Raw genomic sequence first — 20660 nt, 5'->3', positions numbered from 1 at the left:
AATGTCCGGGGAGGTACTGGCCAGTTCCAGCTTGCAGTGACACAGCCTGGAGAGGTGTTCGGTCAGTTCGAAACGGGCGACCACGAACAGGTCTTTGGGGAGTTGGCCAAGGGTGGCCGTGAACTGCAGTCCGGTTGCCTGGGGCATGTCTTCGATCCCTGAAGAAGTCTGGAATTTGTGTCAATCAACAAACGGCTCATCCTGAGCCTCGGTGATTATAACGATCGGCCCCGAGAATGTAACCCCAAACCCCGGCCGGGCGGCGAGAACACCGCCCGGATCACATTCCGGTTACTTCACTTCATTTATACCAATCGCCTGCCGCCACAAAAAACGGGTTTAGCACGTCTTCCTTACCGTACTCGAGTGGCTCGCCCTCAAGGGTGTCTACCTTCCCGCCTGCCGCCAACAAAATGGCATGAGCCGCACCGGTATCCCACTCGCAAGTGGGGCCCAACCGGGGATAGATATCCGCATGGCCTTCTGCGATCTTGCAGAATTTAAGGGAACTGCCCGCCTGCACCAATTCGTGGCTACCGAGCTTATCAATGAAGGCTCTGGTGTCTTCATTCAGGTGGTTCTTGCTGGCGACAACGCGTTTGGTTTCACCGGGTACCGCAACACTGATCCGCCGAACCCGACCCGTGCGGTCGCGCTTATAGGCACCCTCACCTTTCAGGCCCCAATAGGCTTCTTTGAGTGCCGGCGCCGTCACCACACCGAGGATGGGCTCGCCATTCTCGATCAGAGCAATGTTGACGGTAAACTCGCCGGTGCGCTGCGTGAAATCCTTGGTGCCATCAATGGGGTCGATCAACCAGAACCGGTGCCATTGCTTGCGCTCGCTCCAGGGGATTTCCGCACCCTCTTCCGAAAGTATTGGAATATCATGGCTGAGGTTACGCAGGCCCGCTGCAATTACCTGGTGGCTAGCGATGTCGGCAGCGGTGATGGGCGACTCGTCTGCCTTGAAGTCCACCTTGAAGTCCGTCATGTAGATACTGAGGACTTTTTCACTGGCGGCATCGGCGATTTTGAGAACGTCGGGGAGTATGGAGCTGTAATGCATTGGAGTTTGCTTCCTGCGTCAGATCAAAAACTTTTGCGCTATTATGGGCGATAGTGACGCAACACATCAAAACTATTGCAAGGATAATTTCATGAAGCTGCGATTCCTTGGCGGTGCAGGCACGGTCACCGGTTCACGCTATCTGCTCTCAGATGACAAGCACCGGCTGCTGGTGGACTGCGGCATGTACCAGGGCGTGAAAAATCTGCGCAAGCGTAACTGGGCGAGATTTCCGGTGGAGCCGTCGTCTATCAATGCAGTGGTTCTGACCCACGCCCATATTGATCACACTGGCTACCTGCCCGCCCTCGTGAAGAATGGTTTCAATGGGAAAATCTACTGCACCAAAGCCACCCATGAGCTGTGCAAGGTACTGCTACCCGATGCCGGCTATTTGCAGGAAGAGGATGCCAAGTACGCCTTCCGCAAAGGGTTCTCAAAGCACGACAAGCCAGAACCCCTGTTTACGGTCAAAGATGCCCACGAGGCCCTGAAGCACTTCGAATCACTGCATTACCATGAACGCTTCGAGCCGGTTAAAGGCATGGAAGTCACCTTTACTCCCGCCGGACATATCCTGGGGTCGTCCTGCGTGCATGTACACCACCGAAGCAGTGACCGCACGGTGGTCTTCAGCGGTGATGTGGGCCGGCAGAACGACGTTATTATGCGCCCCCCGGAACCCATCGATAAAGCCGATGTGCTGGTGTGCGAATCTACATACGGTGACCGGTTGCACGCTGAAACAGACCCGGAAGCAGACCTGGCAGACATTATTACCAGAACCGCAGGGCGTGGCGGCATTGTGTTGCTGCCCTCCTTTGCGGTGGGCCGCGCGCAAATGTTGTTGTACCTGATCCACAAAATCATGGGGGAAAGCCGGGTACCGAAAATGCCGGTGTACCTGAACAGCCCCATGGCGATAAAGGCCACTGAAATCTTTTCTCGCCACCATAAGGAGCACAAGCTCAATGCAGCCCAGTGCGAGATGATCGATGAGCACACCGAGTTTGTGCGAACGGTGGATGAGTCTATTGAACTTAACAGTGTGCGCTACCCGTGCATCATTATCTCCGCCAGCGGCATGGCCAGTGGTGGCCGGGTGTTACATCATTTGAAGACATTGCTGCCCAATCCGCGGAACAGTATTGTGTTTGCTGGCTTCCAGGCGCCCGGTACCCGTGGGGATGCGCTGGTGAAGGGGGCTGAGTCGGTGAAGATTCATGGGGAGTATTGGCCAGTGAAGGCTGAAGTATACAACCTGGATTCTATGTCTGCTCATGGGGATTATGAGGAGATTCTGCAGTGGCTTGAGGCTGGAACGTTGAAGCCGGAGAAGGTGTATATTACGCATGGTGAGGTTGTGGCTAGTGATGTTATGCGCAAAAGGGTGAGAGACCGGTTTGGGTGGGATGTTGAGGTGGCGGAGTTGTTTGATGAGGTGGAGGTTTGATCATCGTCCTCAAATGACGGCATAGGCTTCCGGACGCAAAGAGCCTGACAACTGGATCTTCACGGAAACGCGAAACCCATTGTGTTTCTGGGCGGCCCTGGCTCCCGCTGGACACCCCTTCTTTTTCAAACCTGCTTCTCAGCATTCCCGCCGTGGATTCCATTAGTCTGGAAGCTGGTGACTTCCGGAGATTGGTCGGGATGATGGTGCGGATTTACCATAACATCTGAATTTGCATATCAAGGGTCAGAAACAACAAAAGCCCGGAGGTCGAAACCACCGGGCTCCTTCGAGAACGTCATCAAATCATGTTAACCAATGTCTGACGATGACCCCCTCCCAATACCTAAGCTGTAACTATCTGAGTCGAAGCTATTACGGGCCTGCTGCAGCTTCGCATCCATTAGGAACATACTCAGGCGGCACTGTAGTTGAACAGGCCCAACTTCCGTTGGCTGACCGAGTCCATGTTAAACCGGCCGCACCGGCCGCTGGCTGAAGCACCGCGGCCGCGTTGTTGCCAAACGTCGCTTGAATGGTCGATACATCTGTCAAGGGATCAGTTACGGTCGGCACGCCGGCACCCACCAGATCCGCAGGAGCAAGATCGGGGCCAGAATTACCGCCATCAGCCATAAGATTCGAAGCAGTCGCGCCGGGATCACACTCGCCCGCCGCATTCCCTATATCCAATCTTCCATTTAAAATACAATCTTCTACTGCTGTTTTCAAAGAGCCAGTTTCACCCATCACGCGGTTTACTTGGGACCGCGCAATATAATCCTGATACTGCGGAATAGCGATAGCCGCCAAAATGCCGATGATCGCGATAACGATCATTAATTCGATTAGGGTAAAACCCTTCTGGGCGTGGTTAATTTGTATATTCTTCATTAGTCAACCTCTGTGTTTGTCGTTGATCCACTCGATACAGCCTGAGTCCGATGATTTCAAACCTTGCGACTGGTATCTAGAGCCTGAGCTTCGGTAAGCACTGCTCGTGCCAACTAGAAATAAGCTCTTGCAAATATATTATTATCAGTACTTTATAAAACAATGTGAAACGCGTCACACACGTAAAAGCAACACACTGAATGCCCTCGTACGTCACTGGGTGACAATAATTGTCAGATGAAGCAGCATTACTCTTGGGTTTTCCTGACCCAAGCATCACTTCTTGAGATCACGCCTTTCCAAACCGTTGCCAGCCATCTAAACTCACCCCATTAGACCAACATCCGTTTCAGTAACTTAGGCTGCGTTTTTTACACAATTTATGTCTACCAATAAAAGCAATGTAACGCTTACAGGCCTGGCGAGACGTTTCGTCGATGACGGGCTTATTGATGAATCCACCGCGAAAGATGCATTTCTTCAAGCATCCCAGAATCGCATCCCTCTCATTACATACCTCGTACAGAACAACCTAGCAGATAGCAGTGGGCTCGCCTTTTCCGCCGCAATGGAATTCGGCGTTTCCGTTCTCGATCTCAGCGCGTTCTCGCCAGAGATGCTGCCTGAAAAGGTGGTGGACGAGAAACTGATTCGAAAACACAATGCCCTGCCTCTTTATAAGCGGGGAAACCGTCTTTTTATTGCCGTCTCAGACCCAACCAACATTCAGGCGCTGGACGAGATCAAATTCAATACGGGCCTGAGCACCGATGCGATACTGGTGGATGACGCGAAGCTTAGGGAAGCCATTGACAAGTATCTTGAATCCCAGGATACGTCAATGGGTGATCTTGATGATGCTGACCTGGAGGGTGTGGAAACCGAAAGCGGTGAACAGGAAGACGAAGCCGTTGCAGCCGCCACTGATGTTGATGACGCCCCAATAGTAAAGTATGTGAACAAAATGCTCCTGGATGCCATTCGCGGTGGGGCGTCGGATGTGCACTTTGAACCCTACGAGAAAACCTACCGGGTACGCTACCGGACAGACGGCATACTCAAGGAAATGTCACGCCCCTCCATTAAACTGGCACCAAAAATCTCGGCCCGCATAAAGATTATGGCCCAACTCGATATCTCCGAGCGCCGGGTACCCCAGGATGGCCGCATCAAGATGAAACTGTCCAAGACCAAGGCCATTGATTTTCGGGTAAACACCCTGCCCACGCTCTGGGGCGAGAAAATCGTGTTACGAATCCTGGACCCGAGCCAAGCCAAGCTGGGCATTGACGTTCTCGGTTATGAGGAGGAACAAAAGCAACTGTTTATGGATGCTCTCGAGCAACCACAGGGGATGATATTGGTTACCGGCCCGACCGGTTCCGGCAAAACCGTTTCCCTCTACACTGGTCTTAACATTCTGAATACGCCAGAGCGTAATATATCCACAGCGGAAGACCCGGCGGAAATCAACCTGGAGGGCGTCAACCAGGTGAACGTGAATACCAGGGTAGGCCTCGGTTTTGCGGAGGCACTACGGGCTTTCCTGCGCCAGGACCCGGACATCATCATGGTGGGCGAGATCCGGGATCTGGAAACAGCCAACATTGCCATCAAGGCCGCGCAAACTGGCCATCTGGTGCTTTCTACCCTGCACACAAACAGCGCTGCGGAAACACTCACCCGCATGATGAATATGGGAGTGCCCGCGTTCAACATTGCAACATCCGTAAGCCTGATTATTGCCCAGCGGCTGGGCCGCCGGCTGTGTAATGCCTGCAAGCAGGCAGCCGATATCCCCAAGGACGTGCTTTTAGCCGAGGGGTTCACACAGGAACAAATTGATACAGGGTTCACGTTGTACCGTCCCAAGGGCTGTGATAAATGCAATGGTGGATATAAAGGCCGCGTCGGGATTTACGAAGTGGTCAAGATTACCGACGAGCTGGCGAACATGATTATGGAAGAAGCCAGCTCCATTAAAATTGCAAAGCAGGCACAGGCCGAAGGCTTCCCGAACTTGCGGCAGTCTGCCCTCAAAAAGGTGATTGAGGGTGTGACCAGTCTTGAGGAAGCCAACCGTGTGACGAAGGATTAGCTATGGCAGAAAAAGCAGAGAAACTTCAGGCGTTCATCTGGGAAGGTAAAGACCGCAGGGGCAACAAATCAAAGGGTGAGGTATCTGGTACCAACCTGGCTTTGGTCAAGGCCCAACTACGGAAACAGGGCATTATTCCAGAGACGGTGAAGAAGAAACCGAAACCACTGTTTGGCGGTAGTAAAAAAGTTACGCCTTTTGATATTGCCATGCTTACTCGCCAACTCGCCACCATGATGAAGGCTGGTGTGCCGCTGGTTCAGAGCTTCGATATCGTCGCTGATGGCCTTGATAACAAGGGACTTCAGCAACTGGTCACTGATATTCGGAATGATATTTCCTCGGGTACCAGTTTTGCTGGCGCGTTACGAAAACACCCGAAGCACTTCGATGACCTCTATTGCAATCTCGTGGACTCCGGCGAAAAAGCGGGCGCTCTGGAGCAAATGCTGGATCGAATTGCCACATATCTTGAGAAAACAGAACTTCTCAAGAAAAAGGTAAAAAAAGCAATGACTTACCCCATTGCAGTTATCGTTGTTGCACTCATTGTAACTGCAATTCTATTGGTAAAGGTCGTGCCACAGTTCGAAAGCCTCTTTCAGGGCTTCGGTGCTGAACTACCCGTTTTCACTCAAATGGTAGTTAGACTGTCTGAATGGATGCAAGCGTGGTGGTTTGTTGTGCTGCTCTCTATTGCAGGCACGATCTTTCTTTTCAAAGAAGCTGTTCGCAGGTCGCAGAAATTCTCAGACTATATAGATAGAGTCGTTTTGAAACTCCCTGTCGTCGGTGAAATCCTGGATAAATCAGCCGTTGCGAAATTCGGCCGCGTACTGTCCACAACCTTTGCAGCGGGGGTACCTCTTGTCGATGCACTCGACTCCGTAGCGGGCGCTACCGGCAACGCCGTCTACCGGGATGCAATTCAGCGTATCAAGAACGATGTTTCCAGCGGTACGCAACTGCAGGCTTCCATGCGCCAGCAGGATGTCTTTCCGGTTATGGCAGTGCAACTGACGGCCATTGGGGAAGAGTCCGGTAATCTGGACGAGATGTTGGCAAAAGTGGCCGAGCATTATGAGGCAGTAGTTGATGATATGGTTGATAACCTGACTGCGCTGATGGAGCCAATGATTATGGCAGTGCTGGGTGTGCTTGTGGGTGGTTTGATCATCGCCATGTACCTGCCGATCTTCCAGATGGGTCAGGTTGTTGGCTGAAAACGCCTCACCCCTCTCCCCCGGCCCCTCTCCCGCAAGGGGAGAGGGGGGTTAATGCCCAATACCGAGATTTTTGATGGTTAACCTCGATACTTTTCTTTCCACTCCCTGGCTCCTGTACATCACTGTCACCCTCTTCTCCCTCTGCATCGGCAGCTTCCTGAACGTCGTCATCCTGCGCCTGCCCAAAATGATGCAACAGGACTGGCGCTGCCAGTGCGAGGAGTTTCTGGAGCTTCCTGACGGTCAGAGAAAAGACGAAGAGCCAATCACGCTTGCAAAGCCAGCATCCACCTGCCCTTCCTGCGGCCACAGGATCCGTGCCTGGGAAAACATTCCGGTAATCAGCTACCTGGTCCTGGGAGGAAAGTGTGCATCCTGCAAGACTGGCATTTCACCGCGCTATCCGATAATCGAGGCCGTAACGGCACTATTTTCCGTGGTGACGATTTTTGTCATGGGGCCGACTGAGGCGGCGCTCTGGGCGTTGCTTCTGGTATGGGCGCTGATCGCGCTCACGGTCATTGATTTTGATACCCAGCTACTGCCGGATAACATAACGTTGCCGCTGATGTGGCTGGGGCTGGTGCTGAATTATTTCGGTGTGCTCACTGATTTCACCAGCGCCTTTTGGGGCGCTGTCGCTGGCTATCTGTCGCTCTGGTCAGTTTACTGGCTGTTCAAGTTGGTAACCGGTAAGGAAGGCATGGGGCATGGTGATTTCAAGTTGCTGGCTGCGCTTGGGGCCTGGCTCGGGTGGCAGTTGTTGCCGGCGGTGATTTTGTTGTCGTCGCTGGTTGGCGCCGTTGTGGGGATCAGTTTGATGGTGTTCCGCAAGCATGGGCGTGAGGTGCCAATTCCGTTCGGGCCTTATCTGGCGGCGGCCGGGTTGCTTTGCCTTTGGTTCGGGGCGGAGATTTTGGCGGCCTGGTATGGGTATTTGGGGGTCTGATGGCGGTTGTTGGACTAACTGGCGGTATTGGCTCCGGCAAATCAACGGTTGCCCGGATGTTCGGCGCCCTGGGCGTACACTGGGTGGACGCTGACGACGTTGCCCGGGAGGTCGTTGAACCCGGCACCCCTGCCCTTGAGCAGATTGCTGAGCACTTCGGGCATGATATCCTGCTTCCGGACGGTGGCCTCAACCGCGCGGCATTGCGACAGGTGGTGTTTGATGCGCCCGAGGAGCGGACCTGGCTGGAGGGGCTGTTGCACCCTGTCATTCGCGAGGAACTGATCAGGCAGTTGCATCCGAAGGGCTACCCCCTCCCCTATGTCTTACTGGTGTCGCCGTTGTTGCTGGAAACTGACCAGCACCAGCTTGTCGACAAGGTGGTCGTGGTGGATGTTCCAGTGGAAGTTCAGATTGAAAGGGCGATGGCCAGGGATGAAAATGCCAGGGATCAGGTTCAGCGAATTATCGATGCACAGATTCCACGCGAGCGGCGGCGGCAGAAGGCTGACGAGATTGTGGACAATAATCGGCCCGTTCCGGAGGTTGAGCAGCGCGTTGAAGAATTACACAATCAGTTCATGGTGGCCTTTGGTCGCTAGCGCCCCTCCGTTTCGCACCGTTGTTGGTCTATGGTCTGTTCTGCTTGCAGCGGGCCCCGGCACGTCCACGGCGCAGGACCGTCTGTTCACCACCCCCGACCCTGCAGCGCAGGATGTGTTGACCCCTGAAAACCTGCCGCCTTCGTTTTTTACCTTCTCCCCGGACGAATACTGGGCCGAGCCCAGGGACTCCTATTGGCTGCGGTTCAGCAACTGGGTTCTGACCCAGGAGCGTGGCCATAGTGACCGCGTTCAGGCGTTGGGTGAATGGGCGGACCGAACCCTTTCCGGCAGCAGCCAGGCCTTGCCAGACAATGAAAGCTATCTGCGGGTGGGGTTTGCCACAGAGTCGGAGTATGGCGACCCGGCGCAATTCGATCCAGAAGCGCGGTTCCGGCTGGACATTCCGACCACTGAGGAAAAACTGCGACTGGTGATCGAAAGTGAAAGTGACGAACTGATTCCGCTCTCGGAAAGGCGGCGTAGCCGGCAACTGACGGAGGATGAGCGCAGTGAAACCCAGGCGACCGGTGCGTTTCGTTATCTGACCAGTGTCGGGGATGCAATCAATCTGAGTAATGATGTGGGCGTGCGCCTGCGGCTGCCGCCGGATGCGTTCTGGCGGGCAAAAGCAGAGAAGAGTTGGCGGCCGAACGAGGACTGGAAGCTGGCGGTAGAGCAGCGGGTGTATTACTTCCACCATGACGGCTGGGGCGCGCGCTCGTGGTTTGGGGCGGGACGGGATCTGGGCAATGGCTGGAATACCTTGTTGTCTTCGGAGCTGGAGTGGGTTCACGATGAGCGCAAGTTCGAGCTTTCCCAGACGGCGAATTTTTACAAGCGTCTGAACAACCGGTCTACTCTGAATCCGCGGGTGGGTGTTCTGGGTGAGAGTCAGCCGGGGTGGCGGACGACGTCGGTGTTTACGGATGTGACCTATCGGTATCGGTTGCACAGTGACTGGTTGTTCGGGGAAATTATTCCGGCGCTGGAGTTTCCGCGAGATGAGAGTTTCAAGGATCGAGCTTCGTTGGTTTTGCGGATTGAGTTGTATTTTTCTGGCAGTATTGAGAGGCCCTATTAGTAATGAGCCGCCACCCTTCCCGTCCCGCCGCTGATGCGTTAACTCTCACACCTGTTGCCATTACCCGTTCCTGTTTCCGTGACAAATTCGGGGTTCCCCGCCAGCCGGGGCTGACCCGGTTTGCCCATGCCGATCTGGTGATTCAACCGCCTTTTGACCGGGAGGATGCGTTTCGGGGGCTGGAGACGGCGAGTCATCTGTGGCTGACGTTTCAGTTCCACGAGGCGGTGCGGGCGGAGTGGCGGCCGGTGGTTCGGCCTCCGCGGCTGGGGGGGAATAAAAAGATCGGGGTTTTTGCCAGTCGGTCGCCGTTTCGGCCTAACAGTCTGGGGCTTTCGGTGGTGCGGAATGAAGGGCTTGGCCGGGATGACGGCGGGCGGTTGGTGCTGCGGATTGGTGATCATGATCTGATTGACGGCACGCCGATTCTGGACATCAAACCCTACCTGCCGTTTGCGGACTCGGTGCCGGAGGCGACCCTTGGCTGGGCGGATTCGGCGCCTACGGAGCGGCTGCCGGTGGTGTTTCTGGAAGAGGCGCAGGAGCAGCTCGCGGGTTTGCCGGCAACGCAGTACCCCGATCTGCGGGGGCTGATCGAGGATGTGGTGAGTTACGACCCGCGGCCTTCGTTTCGGCGGGGGCGGGATGAAGAAAGGATTTACGGGGCGCATCTGTATGATCTGAATGTGCGTTTCCGTTTTGTTCATGATGAGTTACAGGAACGTGTCGAAGTGCTGACTGTCTGTTAAACTGCAAATCGGTTGTTTTTTCGACACAGGGAATGCGTGCCTTGCCTCCGCTCCGGTTATTCAGACGAATAGGTGTACGGCCACTGGCTGCCAGGCTACTGGTTTATGTTCTGTTGTTCAGCCTTATCCTGTCACTGGCAGCAACGGGCGTGCAGATGATTGGCGAGTTCGAGCGCCGTAAAGAGGAGCTTCGCAGCACTCAGGAGCGCGCTGCCGAGCTGGTTTCGGGCGCCATGAGCAACAATCTGTGGCTGATGAACTACAGCGAGGTGGCCAACAGTCTGGATGATATGCGTGCCATTCCTGTTATCCAGCACGCCCGGGTCATTACCGCCGCAGGCGAGGAGTTCAATACCGGCACCTACCCCGAGGGCCGGGTAATCACCCAGTCGTTCCCGCTGGCTTTTAATCGCGCGACTTTCGATAACCCCGAAGCCATGGGCACACTGACGGTGACCTCGTCGGTGGAGACGGTCTATAACGAACTGATGGACCGTGCATTGCTGACGCTGTTGTTCCAGTCGATGATTGTGATGCTGGGCACCCTGGGATTGTTGATTATTGTGCGGCTGACTCTGTCACGGCACCTGGAAACCATTGCCGATTATGCCGCCCGGCTGAATCTGGATGCGTTGATTGAACCTCTGCACCTTCGCCGCAAACCACCCAGGCGTGGGGATGAGCTCAGCGAACTGGAGCAGGCACTGAACACCATGCGCCTGCAGTTACTGGAAGATACCCGCTCGCTTCGCCAGACGTCGATTCAGTCCCAGGACGAGCGCGATGAAGCGGTTCGGGCCAATCACGCCAAGAATCAGTTCCTGGCGAATGTCAGCCATGAATTGCGGATTCCACTGCAATCCGTTCTCGGCTATGCCAATCTGCTGTCAGACACACCACTGGATCAGGATCAGCGGGAGTATGTGCATACCCTGCTGAATGCCTCCGAGAGCCTGTCGTCCATCATCAATGACCTGTTGGACATCTCCAGTATGGAAGCGGGCAAGCTGGTGCTGGAGGATATTCCCTTTGACCTGCGGGACACGCTGAACGATCTGGTGCACATGCTGGGCCCGCGGGCCCGGGAAAAAGGCCTGGCCCTGGAGCTGCGCATTGATGAAAACCTGCCCTGGGCGCTGAGAGGTGACCCGGTGCGGCTGCGCCAGATTCTGCTGAACCTGACGTCCAATGCGATCAAATTTACCGATTCGGGCCATGTACTGATCAGCATTGAAGTGCTGGGCCGCCGGGACGATAACGTGCGGCTGCGGATAGCCGTTGAGGATACCGGGGTTGGCATCAACCCTGAAGACATCCCGCTGGTGTATGAGCCTTATGTCCAGCTTGGCCAACGGTTCCAGCGCCAGCTTCCAGGCGCGGGCCTGGGGCTGACCATTTGCCGCCAGCTGGTTCACCTGATGAGCGGCTCGCTGGACCTGGAGAGCAAGCCCGGGGACGGCTCTACCTTCTGGATGGAACTGACATTACCCGTGGCCGCCGAAAGTGCCACCCGCAGCCGGCCGGATACCAGTATGATCCGGGGCAAGCGTATTCTGGTAGTGGACTCCTATGAGCTGTCCCGCAAGATTACCCTGGAGATGCTGTCGCGACACGAGCTGGATATTGAAGCGGTCAAGTCCGCCGGCGAGGCACTGACGTCGCTGCGCCTGGCCTCCGACAACCACGAGCCCTTTGACGCCATTGCGCTGGATGGATTTGTGCCGGATATGGACAGCGACCTGCTGTGCCGCCAGATTCGCAGCAATCCGGAGTGGGTCCATACCCGGCTGCTGATATTGTCGTCCAACCCCCAGCGCGGTGATGCGGAGCATTTCCGCCAGGCCGGCGCGGATGCGTTTCTGAGCAAGTCCCTGCGGGAATCCTGCCTGACGCCCATTCTGCATCAGCTATTCGCAGATGCAGCGAAGGATGAACGCCGGTTTCTGACGCGGTTCTCCCTGCAGGCTGTCAGCGACAATACCCGCCGCCAGGAGCTGCCCTGTGGTCGCATGAAGGTACTGCTGGTGGAAGACAACCCGGTTAACCGTACCCTTACCCGCCGCCTGCTGGAAAAGCTCGGCTGCGATGTGATGACGGCCAATGATGGCGAGGCGGCTTCCAGCCTGTGGCAATGGCACCCTTTCGACCTGATTTTCATGGACTGCCTCATGCCCCGGGTAGACGGCTTCGAAGCGACACGGCGCCTGCGCCGATGGGAGAAAGACCACAACCGGACCCCGGTGCCGGTGGTGGCTTTAACGGCCAGCGCCATGGAGAAGGACGAGGAGAGGTGTCGGGAGGCCGGCATGGATTCCTTTGTTGCCAAGCCTGTCAATATTGAAATGCTGCGGGCGGTTCTGGAACAATACTGTAAGGCGTCCGCATCCACCTGAATATCTCACAAGGCCACCATGAACGTAGAATGTCCCACCTGTAAGAAATCCGTGGAATGGAATGAGACCAATCCTTTTCGCCCTTTCTGCTCGGAACGTTGTAAGCTGATAGATCTTGGCGCCTGGGCCAACGAAGAATACCGCGTGCCGGCAGAAAATGCCTCACCGGATGATCTCGACCAGGGCGGTGAAACAACCAACCACTGAACACCGGGATTAACCACCCCTTACCCCGTTTTAAGTTGAGCCTCCCGTCGCTGCCCGTTACTATTCAGGCAGTTAACCCGTTGTTCAGGCGGGTAAGAGCCGATCCGATTACATTCAATCAATGAAAAGGTAGAAGAATGAAAGCGTACCGTATTCCTTTTATCGTTCTGTCCCTTGCCGCAGCCCCTGTTTACGCGGCCGATGCGGATCTGAGCCTGACCAACGACTCCGTAAAGGGCCAGGTGAACTTTTTCGGCACCAATTCTGATATCCAGGTCGGTACCGGCTATACCTACCATGAGGGCAGCCGCCATATCGGCAACGTGGATTTCCATGCCCAGGGCCGCACGGCACTCGGCAACCTGCCGACCACAGCCGGCATCGGTGTGCGCGCCATCGGCTGGGATGATGACCGCCTGGATGGCGGCGCTGTTGCCCTTGGCGGATTCGCCACGGTCAATGTTCCCACTGTCCCGGGGCTGTCATTCACCGGCGGGCTCCACTATGCACCCAGCATCCTGTCGTTCGGTGACTCCGACGACCTGACCAGCGTTGAGTTGCGCGGCAGCTACCGGGTTATCCGTAACGCGGAACTCTTTGCCGGTTACCGCTATCTGAATACGGATTTTGAAGGACCCGGTGACCTCAACCTGGACGAAGGCGTGATGGCCGGCATGAAGATCTTCTTCTGATCGACGCCTGACCACCTGGCAAATCCACCCCGCCGGTTTCCCGATCGGCGGGGTTAACCCCCCGAATTCGTGCCCTGCCTCACTCTTTGCCCTTTGCAAACTTGGTAAACTTTCGTAACAAATTCCGGCAATGGTTTATCGGGCATGGACAACCTCTTCTTACAAACCACCAGGCGGGCTCTTCTGGCCCTGTCCACAGCTTCCGTACTCGCGCTCGCCAGCGGTTGCGGCGGGGGCGATGATGCCATCGAAGAGGCAAGGGACAGTGAAAATAGCTTCCCGCCGGCCAAGAACGCCAATGACGACTTCACCTCCGGCACCACCGGCGATTCCAGCAATTCCTCTGACCTGGAGCGCAATGAGGTTCGGGTAACCATGGAGGTGCCGGAGTCCGTGGCACCGAACGGCGAGGCAACCCGACGCAACCTCCGAATCGTTGAGCCGGACACCGTCACTGTCTACCGGACGGACCAGTCGCTCCGCCACCTTGCCTCTGTCGACACCCGCTCCCGCACCGAAGACACCGGGCGCACCGTGATCAACTTCGAGGGCGGCCTGCCACTGGGCCCTGATGTGATCATCGAGGCTACCTATGGCAACACCCGCCTCCGGGCCCTGGCTGCGGATGCTGACCGTGATGTAAAGGTTAATCCGTTCTCGGAATATCTGGTGGTCAATGCGCTGGGCAATTACACCTCCGGCGAGTTCAGCCGGGTTATGGACTGTGTCAACGACACCAGCAGCACCCTGTGCCTGAACAAGTATGTATGGTCCACCCTTGCTGACCAGGTCCATGATTTCGAGATTGACATCCCTGGCAATCTGGGCGCCCAGGGGGCACTAACGCTCCTGGAAGAGCGGGGAGACTTTGCCGGGTATGTGGCTTCCATGGCGGAGCTGGCGCTGCTGGGCGAGGATTCGTCCGGCAAGATTGAAGCCAGCTCCGCGGATTATCACTCGGTGTTCTGGGGCATCGAGCTGGGCCAGACCTTCCGGGAACCAAGCCTTGCCGGCTCCGGGCAATGGGGCGTGCGCCTTGCTCGGGAGGAGACGGTTACCGATGAGAATGGCACCGGCTATGTCTATCCGGGCCTGACGCTGACCTCCTTCGATGCCTTCAACATCAAGGTAACATCCCTGGCCAGCGATATTCCCTATGACCGTAAGACTCTGGTCCACCGGAATGATAACGAATTTTTTGACCGCGCCGACTGGGACCTGAACACCCACTCTTCATCCCCCGGGGCCGCAACCCTGAAAGATGACATCCGCCTGCTGGCCGGTCGCGCCCTGTTCCAGAGCATTACTGGCCGAGGCAGCTCAGAGATCATCGGCTGGACCCGCAACCCCTATCACCTGGACGCCTATGTGGGAGGTGGAAGCGAACAGCCTGACCGGGTACTCAGTGGCTATTTCACGGCGGGCAAAGCCATTGAACTACGTTCAGAAGGGGGTGAGTTGAAGCGGGAGCGCACCCTGGAGAATCACTATCTTTCAGTGTTCGAACTGAATGTGCTGCGGGCGGAAGAATTTGACCGCCAGGAGTCCCTGGACGGCAAGAATTACAACGTGGTGTACCTGGCTACCCGTATGGGCAACGAGAATCAGCCCATGGTGGCGGAAAGCGGCATTGGCGACTGGCAGATCAGCGGCCAGACCGTTACCCAGACCACAACGACTGTCGCACTTCAGCGGGACAATACCGGCACGATATCCCTCGTCCCCGGCACCCGTGATACCAGCTGGGTCATCAGTGAGCGACCCTCAAGGGTCTGGGACCCCAACAGTGGCAACCGCCTCGTCAGCAATGGGCGACTGAACCTCGACACAAACACCGCTTCAGGCCCGGATGAAATACCAGACATTGCCATTGGCGCTTCCACCCCGGATGGCAGCCTTCTGGGTTTCAATCTGGACACCAACGCCATCGGCGATGGCCTGCTGGTAGCGGCCGAGCGGGCCAACGCCTCACCACCCACAAGCGGCCGCTACCGGCTGCAAGGCGCAAGCCTGGGCATGTCCCAGGCCAGCAATCGTCTGGCCCATATCGACAACGCCCTGCTGGTGATTGAATCTTCAGGCAGTGCACGCCTGGAAGGTCGACGCCTGGACGTGACCCATCAGGTGAATGCAGAGACCGTATCCGTGCCGCGAACCGTCGCACCGGCCGGTGTTTCGCTCACCTACAGTGCGAACGCCGACGGGACGGCAACGTTTACCGGAGGCAGCCTGACGATGAACGGCTTCTTTACCAGAGATCAGGGGCAGTTCTTCCTGCAACTGAGAGACACCAACGATCAGGAAGAGGTGCTTGGCCTGGTAATGGCGACGCGCCTTCCGGACTGACCAGCACCAAACCACACACGCAACGTGTTCGTATAACCTGTTATAATTGCTGTCATATCGATTGTAACGTGAGGTTGTATGTCTTCTGGTATCCGGGTGTTGTTGCTGGTCGTTCCGATGGTGGCTTTTGGCTTCTGGGGGGCCTTGCACACACCGGACCCCGACCTTGACCGGGGCGGGGATGACACAGCCGACGTTGCGCTGGCCCAGTTGCCACCCCTGCCCCGCTGGGCCGGGACTGATCTGCCGGATTTCTCCACGTATCGCGACACCACTGAAAAGAAGGCGGCCTTCTTTTCGTTTCTTTACCCCCGTATCGTGCTGGCGAACTCTCGCATACTCATCGAGCGTGAGTATCTGCACAGTCTCTCCGGCAAGGAAAGTCTCACCAAATCAGAGCTGACCTGGCTGAAAAATCAGGCCGAACGTCTGCGGGTTGATGAAGAGCCCGGCAGCCCGGACATGTTCCGGCGGCTCGAGTATCGCCTCGACGTAATTCCACCCTCCCTGGTGATGGCGCAGGCCGCCAACGAATCCGCCTGGGGAACCTCACGGTTCGCCAGTCGGGGAAACAACCTGTTTGGCCAGTGGTGCTTCTCGAAAGGCTGTGGCATCGTGCCTCAAAGCCGTGTTGAGGGGGCCAGCCATGAAGTGGCAAGCTTCAGTTCCCCCTACGTTTCGGTGCGCTCCTACATCCAGAACCTGAACCGCCACCCCGCCTACCAGAAGCTCAGGGACGTCCGCCGTGAAGCTCGCACCAACGGCAATTCCCCCAGCGGTTCAAGCCTTGCTGCGGGCCTGCTTGACTATTCCGAACGTGGCGAGGAATACGTGAAAGAAATCAGAAGCATGATCCGCTATAACAACCTGACTTACTACGACGAGAAGTTTGGCAGTGTTCGCGACAGCAGCCCACAGGAGTTGCTGAAGCTTGCCTCCGCCAGCAAGGAAGAAGCCCTGCTGCCGGGCAGCACAGATGATGCAAACGGCAGCGAAGGTTAACCCTGCCACCTGTAACCACCCAGACTTGTATTCCGGAGACAGCTGTCGATGCTCAGTTTCTTGCCTGCACCGGTCAAAGGTGTGCTTGCAATAGTGCTTGTTCTGCTCAACACGTTGTGGCTCTTCCCGATCCTGATGGTCTTTGCCATTATCAAACTGATACTGCCGGCTGCTCCCATCCGCAAGGGGTGCACCATTGTGCTCAATCGCATCGCCTGGTTATGGATCGGCTTCAACAACGTGCTGGCCGATGTACTGCACGATATTGAATGGGATATCCGCGGGGCCGAGGGCCTGAGCCGGGAGCACTGGTATTTTGTGACCTGCAACCACCAGAGCTGGGCCGACATTCCTGCCATTCAGCACGTGCTGAACAGCCGCATCCCCCTGCTCAAATTCTTTCTGAAACAGCAGCTGATATGGGTGCCTTTTCTGGGCATTGCCTGGTGGGCCCTGGATTTTCCGTTCATGCAGCGGCATACGAAAGAACAGATAGCACGTCGCCCGGAACTGAAAGGCCGGGATGTGGAGACCACCCGGGCCGCCTGTGAAAAGTTCCAGTATACGCCGGTAACCATCTTCAATTTCATGGAAGGCACCCGGCTGACTCCTGCCAAGCACACTAACCAGAACTCACCCTACAGGAATCTGCTCAAACCCCGGGCCGGTGGCACGGCCTTCGTGCTGGAAGCCATGGGCGAGTCACTGCACACAATGCTGGACGTCAGCATCGTGTATCCGGGGGGCAAATGCGGTATCTGGGACTATCTGTGCGGGCGGGTGCAGACAATCATCATTGATATACGAACCAGGGAAATTCCACCCCGGTTCCTGGGCATGGACTATCAGGACGACCGTGACATCCGCGTCGATTTCCAGCGCTGGGTGAGCGAGTTATGGGCCGAGAAAGACGCCCGCATCGACGAGCTCAAACAAGGCGCCTGACTCTTACAACAACCCAAGCTCCCGGGCACGGACGATGGCCTGGGTCCGCGATTTCACCTCGAGCTTGGCGTTGATGCGGCGGGCATGGGTTTTCACCGTATGCAGGGAGATATGCAGGCGGTCGGCAATGTCCTGGTTCGAAAGCCCCTGGGCAATAAGCTCCAGCACTCCCTGCTCCCGCTCGCTGATGGGCTCCGCCAGGGGTGCCTGTTCTTTCATATCCGACAATCCGTAAAGCCTTCCCACGGACTCGGTGAAAGGGGTATCCGGCAACTGTTGCCAGGTTTTTTCCAACAGCTCCTGCAATTCGCCCCTGAGTTCGGCAAACGGGCTGATGTAGTGTTCGTCCCCTGCCATATTGATCGCTGCGGCGAGAATTTTCTGTGCCGCTGCCGGGCCTTTCTGGCGCCAGCTGACAATGCTTTCCAGCAATCTTGAGTGGATATCCAGCCCGAACGGCAGTGTTTCGCCACTATTGTTGCGGATACTTTTTACCGTTTCGGCCGCTTTTACATCATCGCCCCTGGCCAGCTCAATCCTCGCCTGCAGGCAGTTGAGCATGCCCGGCATCATCGGGAACATTTCCGGCACACAGTTCACTTCCCGCCAGGGGGTGAGCCGCTCCATCGCCTGAGCGGCGGTATCCGGCTGCCCCAGCGACAGCCAGCCGCTGATCTTCAGTGCTTCAAGAACCGGCACGTAAACCGACCTGTCTACCTGCCAGGACTGCATGGTGCGTTCAGCACGACCTATCCAGGCAAACGCATCGTCCATCCTGTTCTGGGTACGGCAAATAAGCACTCGCAGCGCCATGGCCAGCAAAAGGCCAAGATCACGGGTCTGTTCCGCATGGCGTATGCAAGTCACCAGCAGGCGGTCGGCCTCTGCTTCCCTGCCCTGGTGCCACAGAACCATCACCAGGTTGAGCTGCAGCCGCGTCTCACCCACCCGCGCCGGGCGGGAGGCTTCGTTCATGGCAGTGTCCAGGCCGGTTCTCAGCAGTTGCTCGGCGTGTTTCAGTGAGCCCTTTCCCAGTTCAATCCGCGCGTGGGCGTATACGGCCAGGATTTCCGAGCCGCCATCCCCGGCCTCCCTGGCCAGCCTTGCGGCAATCCGATTGGCTTCCCGGGCCTCCCCGAAATTACCTGCCGCACAAAGCGCACTGGAGCGAACCAGTTGGGTGACCAGCTGGCCCTGGGTCGACAATTCCTCGGCCTGCAACGCACGGTCGGCAACCGCCAATGCTTCATCAACACTGCCTTCGCCGCGAAGGATAAAAGCTCTCAGCGCATCAATACGGCCCACGAGTTCGGGGTGATTACCCTCGTCCAGGTCACTGATCAGCAATCGCGCCTGCCCGAACTGACCACCAATGGCGTGAACCCAGCCGTAAACAATCTTCAATCGTGCACTCCGCTCCAGTAGCCCTGCCGGCAGCGAACGGCGAAGCCGCAACAACGATGCTGTGTCCTGGCCAATCAGTAACGCTTCCGACCCTTCCGACGCGATGCGGACGGACTCGTCCAGGTTTCCGCTGAGCAGTGCATAACGCAACGCCTCAGGGAACTGGTTACGCGCGCTAAACCAGCGGCTGGCCTTGAGTGCCCGCTCCCGCGAGTCATCCAGCGTCGGGGTCTGCAGCCAGTCATGCAGCAGTGGGTTCAGGCGGAACCAGCGACCCCGGCCCGGAAGCGGGCGCAGTGGTATGCCGGTTTCGGCCGCTGCCGATGGCCTGAAAGCGTGATCACAGCCGGCATCGGCAAGGGACAGAAAGAGCTCATCCGATACGATTTCCATTTCAGCCATGATACGCAGGGAGCGCTGCTGACCTGGCGTAAGATGGACCAGCACCGCATCCCTGAGAAACCGTTCGACACTGAAGGTTTCCTGGATCGGCAGCCGGGCCTCAGAGGAAGACTCCAATTCCCGCTGGTAAAGCCCCAATGGTGTTATCCAGCCCTCCGTCAGCGAATACAGGTGTTCAACCGCGACGGTTGTCAGCTGGTTACGGCTAACAGCGGTCTGAAAGAACTCGAAGGTTTCGGAACGGGTCAGCTCCAGAGAGTCTGTGCCGATCCGGTTGAAGCGGCCTTCCAGTTCGAAGGTATGGGTTTCAAACGGCAGCGGTTTTCTCGACACCAGAACCAGTGCCAGTCCCTGGGGTGTGCTTGCTGTAAGCTGCTGCAGCAGCGCTATGGCGGCAGGATTGGCGACAGTTCCGATATTGTCGATCACCAGCACACTGCCCGACTCCGTATCGGTAATTTCCTGCTCGTTGCTTACTCGGGTGTTCCAGTAAGGGTCCGACAACAGCATCGCCAGAGCATCGTTGTAACTTGCGGCTTTTTGCGGGCTGGAAGACCGGGGCGTAGCACGCGGGGGAGTCAATGCGATATCGAACAGAGCCATAAGCCGGCCTGCATCGTTCTCCTGCCCCGTCAGGCTGAGCCATCTCAGGGTTTCCGGGGTACGACCGGTTTCACGGAAAGCGGCACTCAAAGCGTGGGATTTGCCAAAGCCCGACGGCGCCTCAACGAACAGCACCTGCCCCGGCCGGATCACCGAAGTAAGCTTCTCTGTAAGCGCTGGTCTTTTGAGATAGTTGGGGACGGGTTCTGGCATCCGCACCCGCTGACGCAATAAATCCCTGATCAACTCGCCACGATGTGCTCCACCCAGTACCGACTGGAACTCATCATTGGCCGCACAGCCATCATCAAATGGTTTCACTCTCTGCCCCGTTGAAAACCCGGAATCTGCAGGCCCGGCGGCCCATTGTCCGGCAAAAGTAATCTCTGCCTTGTCGTTATTCCGGCGACCTGCATCGGGTACGCCTTTAGTATTAGTAGAGAGAGGTTAAACCAAAGCGGGGGTGGGCTGCAAAAATTTGACGGAACTGAACAGAAAACGGCGGGCACAGGGCCCGCCGTTTTCTGTTCCAGGGATTACTC

General features: G+C 56.7%; 16 protein-coding genes. 13 read left to right on the top strand and 3 right to left on the bottom strand.

The genetic code is table 11. The annotated features are described in order from the left end of the window. Positions 1-301: 301 nt before the first annotated feature. Positions 302-1069: a 3'(2'),5'-bisphosphate nucleotidase CysQ gene (gene cysQ / locus ABJM11_RS03825; protein WP_348295723.1), complete on the bottom strand. Its 768-nt coding sequence runs from the start codon at positions 1067-1069 to the stop codon at positions 302-304. Positions 1070-1160: 91 nt separating this feature from the next. Between cysQ and ABJM11_RS03820 the strand changes: the two genes are divergently transcribed. Next, positions 1161-2522, top strand: a complete 1362-nt coding sequence (locus ABJM11_RS03820) for an MBL fold metallo-hydrolase (protein WP_348295724.1) — start codon at positions 1161-1163, stop codon at positions 2520-2522. Between the two features lie 375 nt (positions 2523-2897). Here the strand turns inward: ABJM11_RS03820 and ABJM11_RS03815 are convergent, their stop codons facing one another. Beyond that, positions 2898-3416 carry a pilin gene (locus tag ABJM11_RS03815; RefSeq protein ID WP_348295725.1) on the bottom strand — a complete coding sequence of 173 codons (519 nt, stop codon included), beginning with the start codon at positions 3414-3416 and terminating at the stop codon, positions 2898-2900. Between the two features lie 382 nt (positions 3417-3798). On the opposite strand from ABJM11_RS03815, the gene pilB reads away from it, so the two are divergent. The 12 genes from pilB to ABJM11_RS03755 all read left to right on the top strand — a co-directional run bounded on the left by pilB (position 3799) and on the right by ABJM11_RS03755 (position 17709). Continuing rightward, entirely contained in the window at positions 3799-5514 is a 1716-nt protein-coding gene (gene pilB / locus ABJM11_RS03810; RefSeq protein WP_348295726.1) for a type IV-A pilus assembly ATPase PilB, read from the top strand. 2 nt (positions 5515-5516) lie between these two features. Next, a complete protein-coding gene (locus ABJM11_RS03805) occupies positions 5517-6737 on the top strand; it encodes a type II secretion system F family protein (RefSeq protein ID WP_348295727.1) in 1221 nt (406 codons plus the stop codon). A 76-nt stretch (positions 6738-6813) separates the two neighbouring features. Continuing rightward, complete coding sequence (locus tag ABJM11_RS03800; protein ID WP_348295728.1) at positions 6814-7689, top strand: A24 family peptidase; 876 nt, start codon at positions 6814-6816, stop codon at positions 7687-7689. Continuing rightward, the gene (gene coaE / locus ABJM11_RS03795) at positions 7689-8291 is read left to right on the top strand and encodes a dephospho-CoA kinase (RefSeq protein WP_348295729.1); all 603 of its coding nucleotides are present in this window, start codon (positions 7689-7691) and stop codon (positions 8289-8291) included. Before ABJM11_RS03800 ends, coaE begins: the two co-directional genes overlap by 1 nt. Further along, complete coding sequence (locus ABJM11_RS03790; protein WP_348295730.1) at positions 8248-9375, top strand: hypothetical protein; 1128 nt, start codon at positions 8248-8250, stop codon at positions 9373-9375. The genes coaE and ABJM11_RS03790 overlap by 44 nt, the downstream gene beginning before the upstream one ends. A gap of 2 nt (positions 9376-9377) precedes the next feature. Next, the gene (tsaA, locus tag ABJM11_RS03785) at positions 9378-10124 is read left to right on the top strand and encodes a tRNA (N6-threonylcarbamoyladenosine(37)-N6)-methyltransferase TrmO (RefSeq protein ID WP_348295731.1); all 747 of its coding nucleotides are present in this window, start codon (positions 9378-9380) and stop codon (positions 10122-10124) included. 32 nt (positions 10125-10156) lie between these two features. After that, positions 10157-12517 carry a response regulator gene (locus tag ABJM11_RS03780; RefSeq protein WP_407069951.1) on the top strand — a complete coding sequence of 787 codons (2361 nt, stop codon included), beginning with the start codon at positions 10157-10159 and terminating at the stop codon, positions 12515-12517. 18 nt (positions 12518-12535) lie between these two features. After that, the gene (gene yacG, locus ABJM11_RS03775; RefSeq protein ID WP_348295732.1) at positions 12536-12724 is read left to right on the top strand and encodes a DNA gyrase inhibitor YacG; all 189 of its coding nucleotides are present in this window, start codon (positions 12536-12538) and stop codon (positions 12722-12724) included. Between the two features lie 137 nt (positions 12725-12861). Further along, on the top strand, positions 12862-13416 hold the full coding sequence (locus ABJM11_RS03770) for a YfaZ family outer membrane protein (RefSeq protein WP_348295733.1): 555 nt from the start codon (positions 12862-12864) through the stop codon (positions 13414-13416). Positions 13417-13560: 144 nt separating this feature from the next. Continuing rightward, positions 13561-15762 carry a hypothetical protein gene (locus ABJM11_RS03765; RefSeq protein WP_348295734.1) on the top strand — a complete coding sequence of 734 codons (2202 nt, stop codon included), beginning with the start codon at positions 13561-13563 and terminating at the stop codon, positions 15760-15762. A gap of 78 nt (positions 15763-15840) precedes the next feature. Beyond that, a complete protein-coding gene (locus tag ABJM11_RS03760; RefSeq protein ID WP_348295735.1) occupies positions 15841-16764 on the top strand; it encodes a glucosaminidase domain-containing protein in 924 nt (307 codons plus the stop codon). 48 nt (positions 16765-16812) lie between these two features. Next, a complete protein-coding gene (locus ABJM11_RS03755) occupies positions 16813-17709 on the top strand; it encodes an acyltransferase (RefSeq protein ID WP_348295736.1) in 897 nt (298 codons plus the stop codon). A gap of 3 nt (positions 17710-17712) precedes the next feature. On the opposite strand, the gene ABJM11_RS03750 is transcribed toward ABJM11_RS03755, so the two are convergent. Beyond that, positions 17713-20439 carry a LuxR C-terminal-related transcriptional regulator gene (locus tag ABJM11_RS03750; protein ID WP_348295737.1) on the bottom strand — a complete coding sequence of 909 codons (2727 nt, stop codon included), beginning with the start codon at positions 20437-20439 and terminating at the stop codon, positions 17713-17715. Positions 20440-20660 lie beyond the last annotated feature (221 nt).

The organism is Marinobacter sp., assembly GCF_039977835.1.
GTDB lineage: Bacteria > Pseudomonadota > Gammaproteobacteria > Pseudomonadales > Oleiphilaceae > Marinobacter.
The sequence above is the reverse complement of the archived record's forward strand: the minus strand, read 5'-3'. Positions and strand labels throughout refer to the sequence as shown.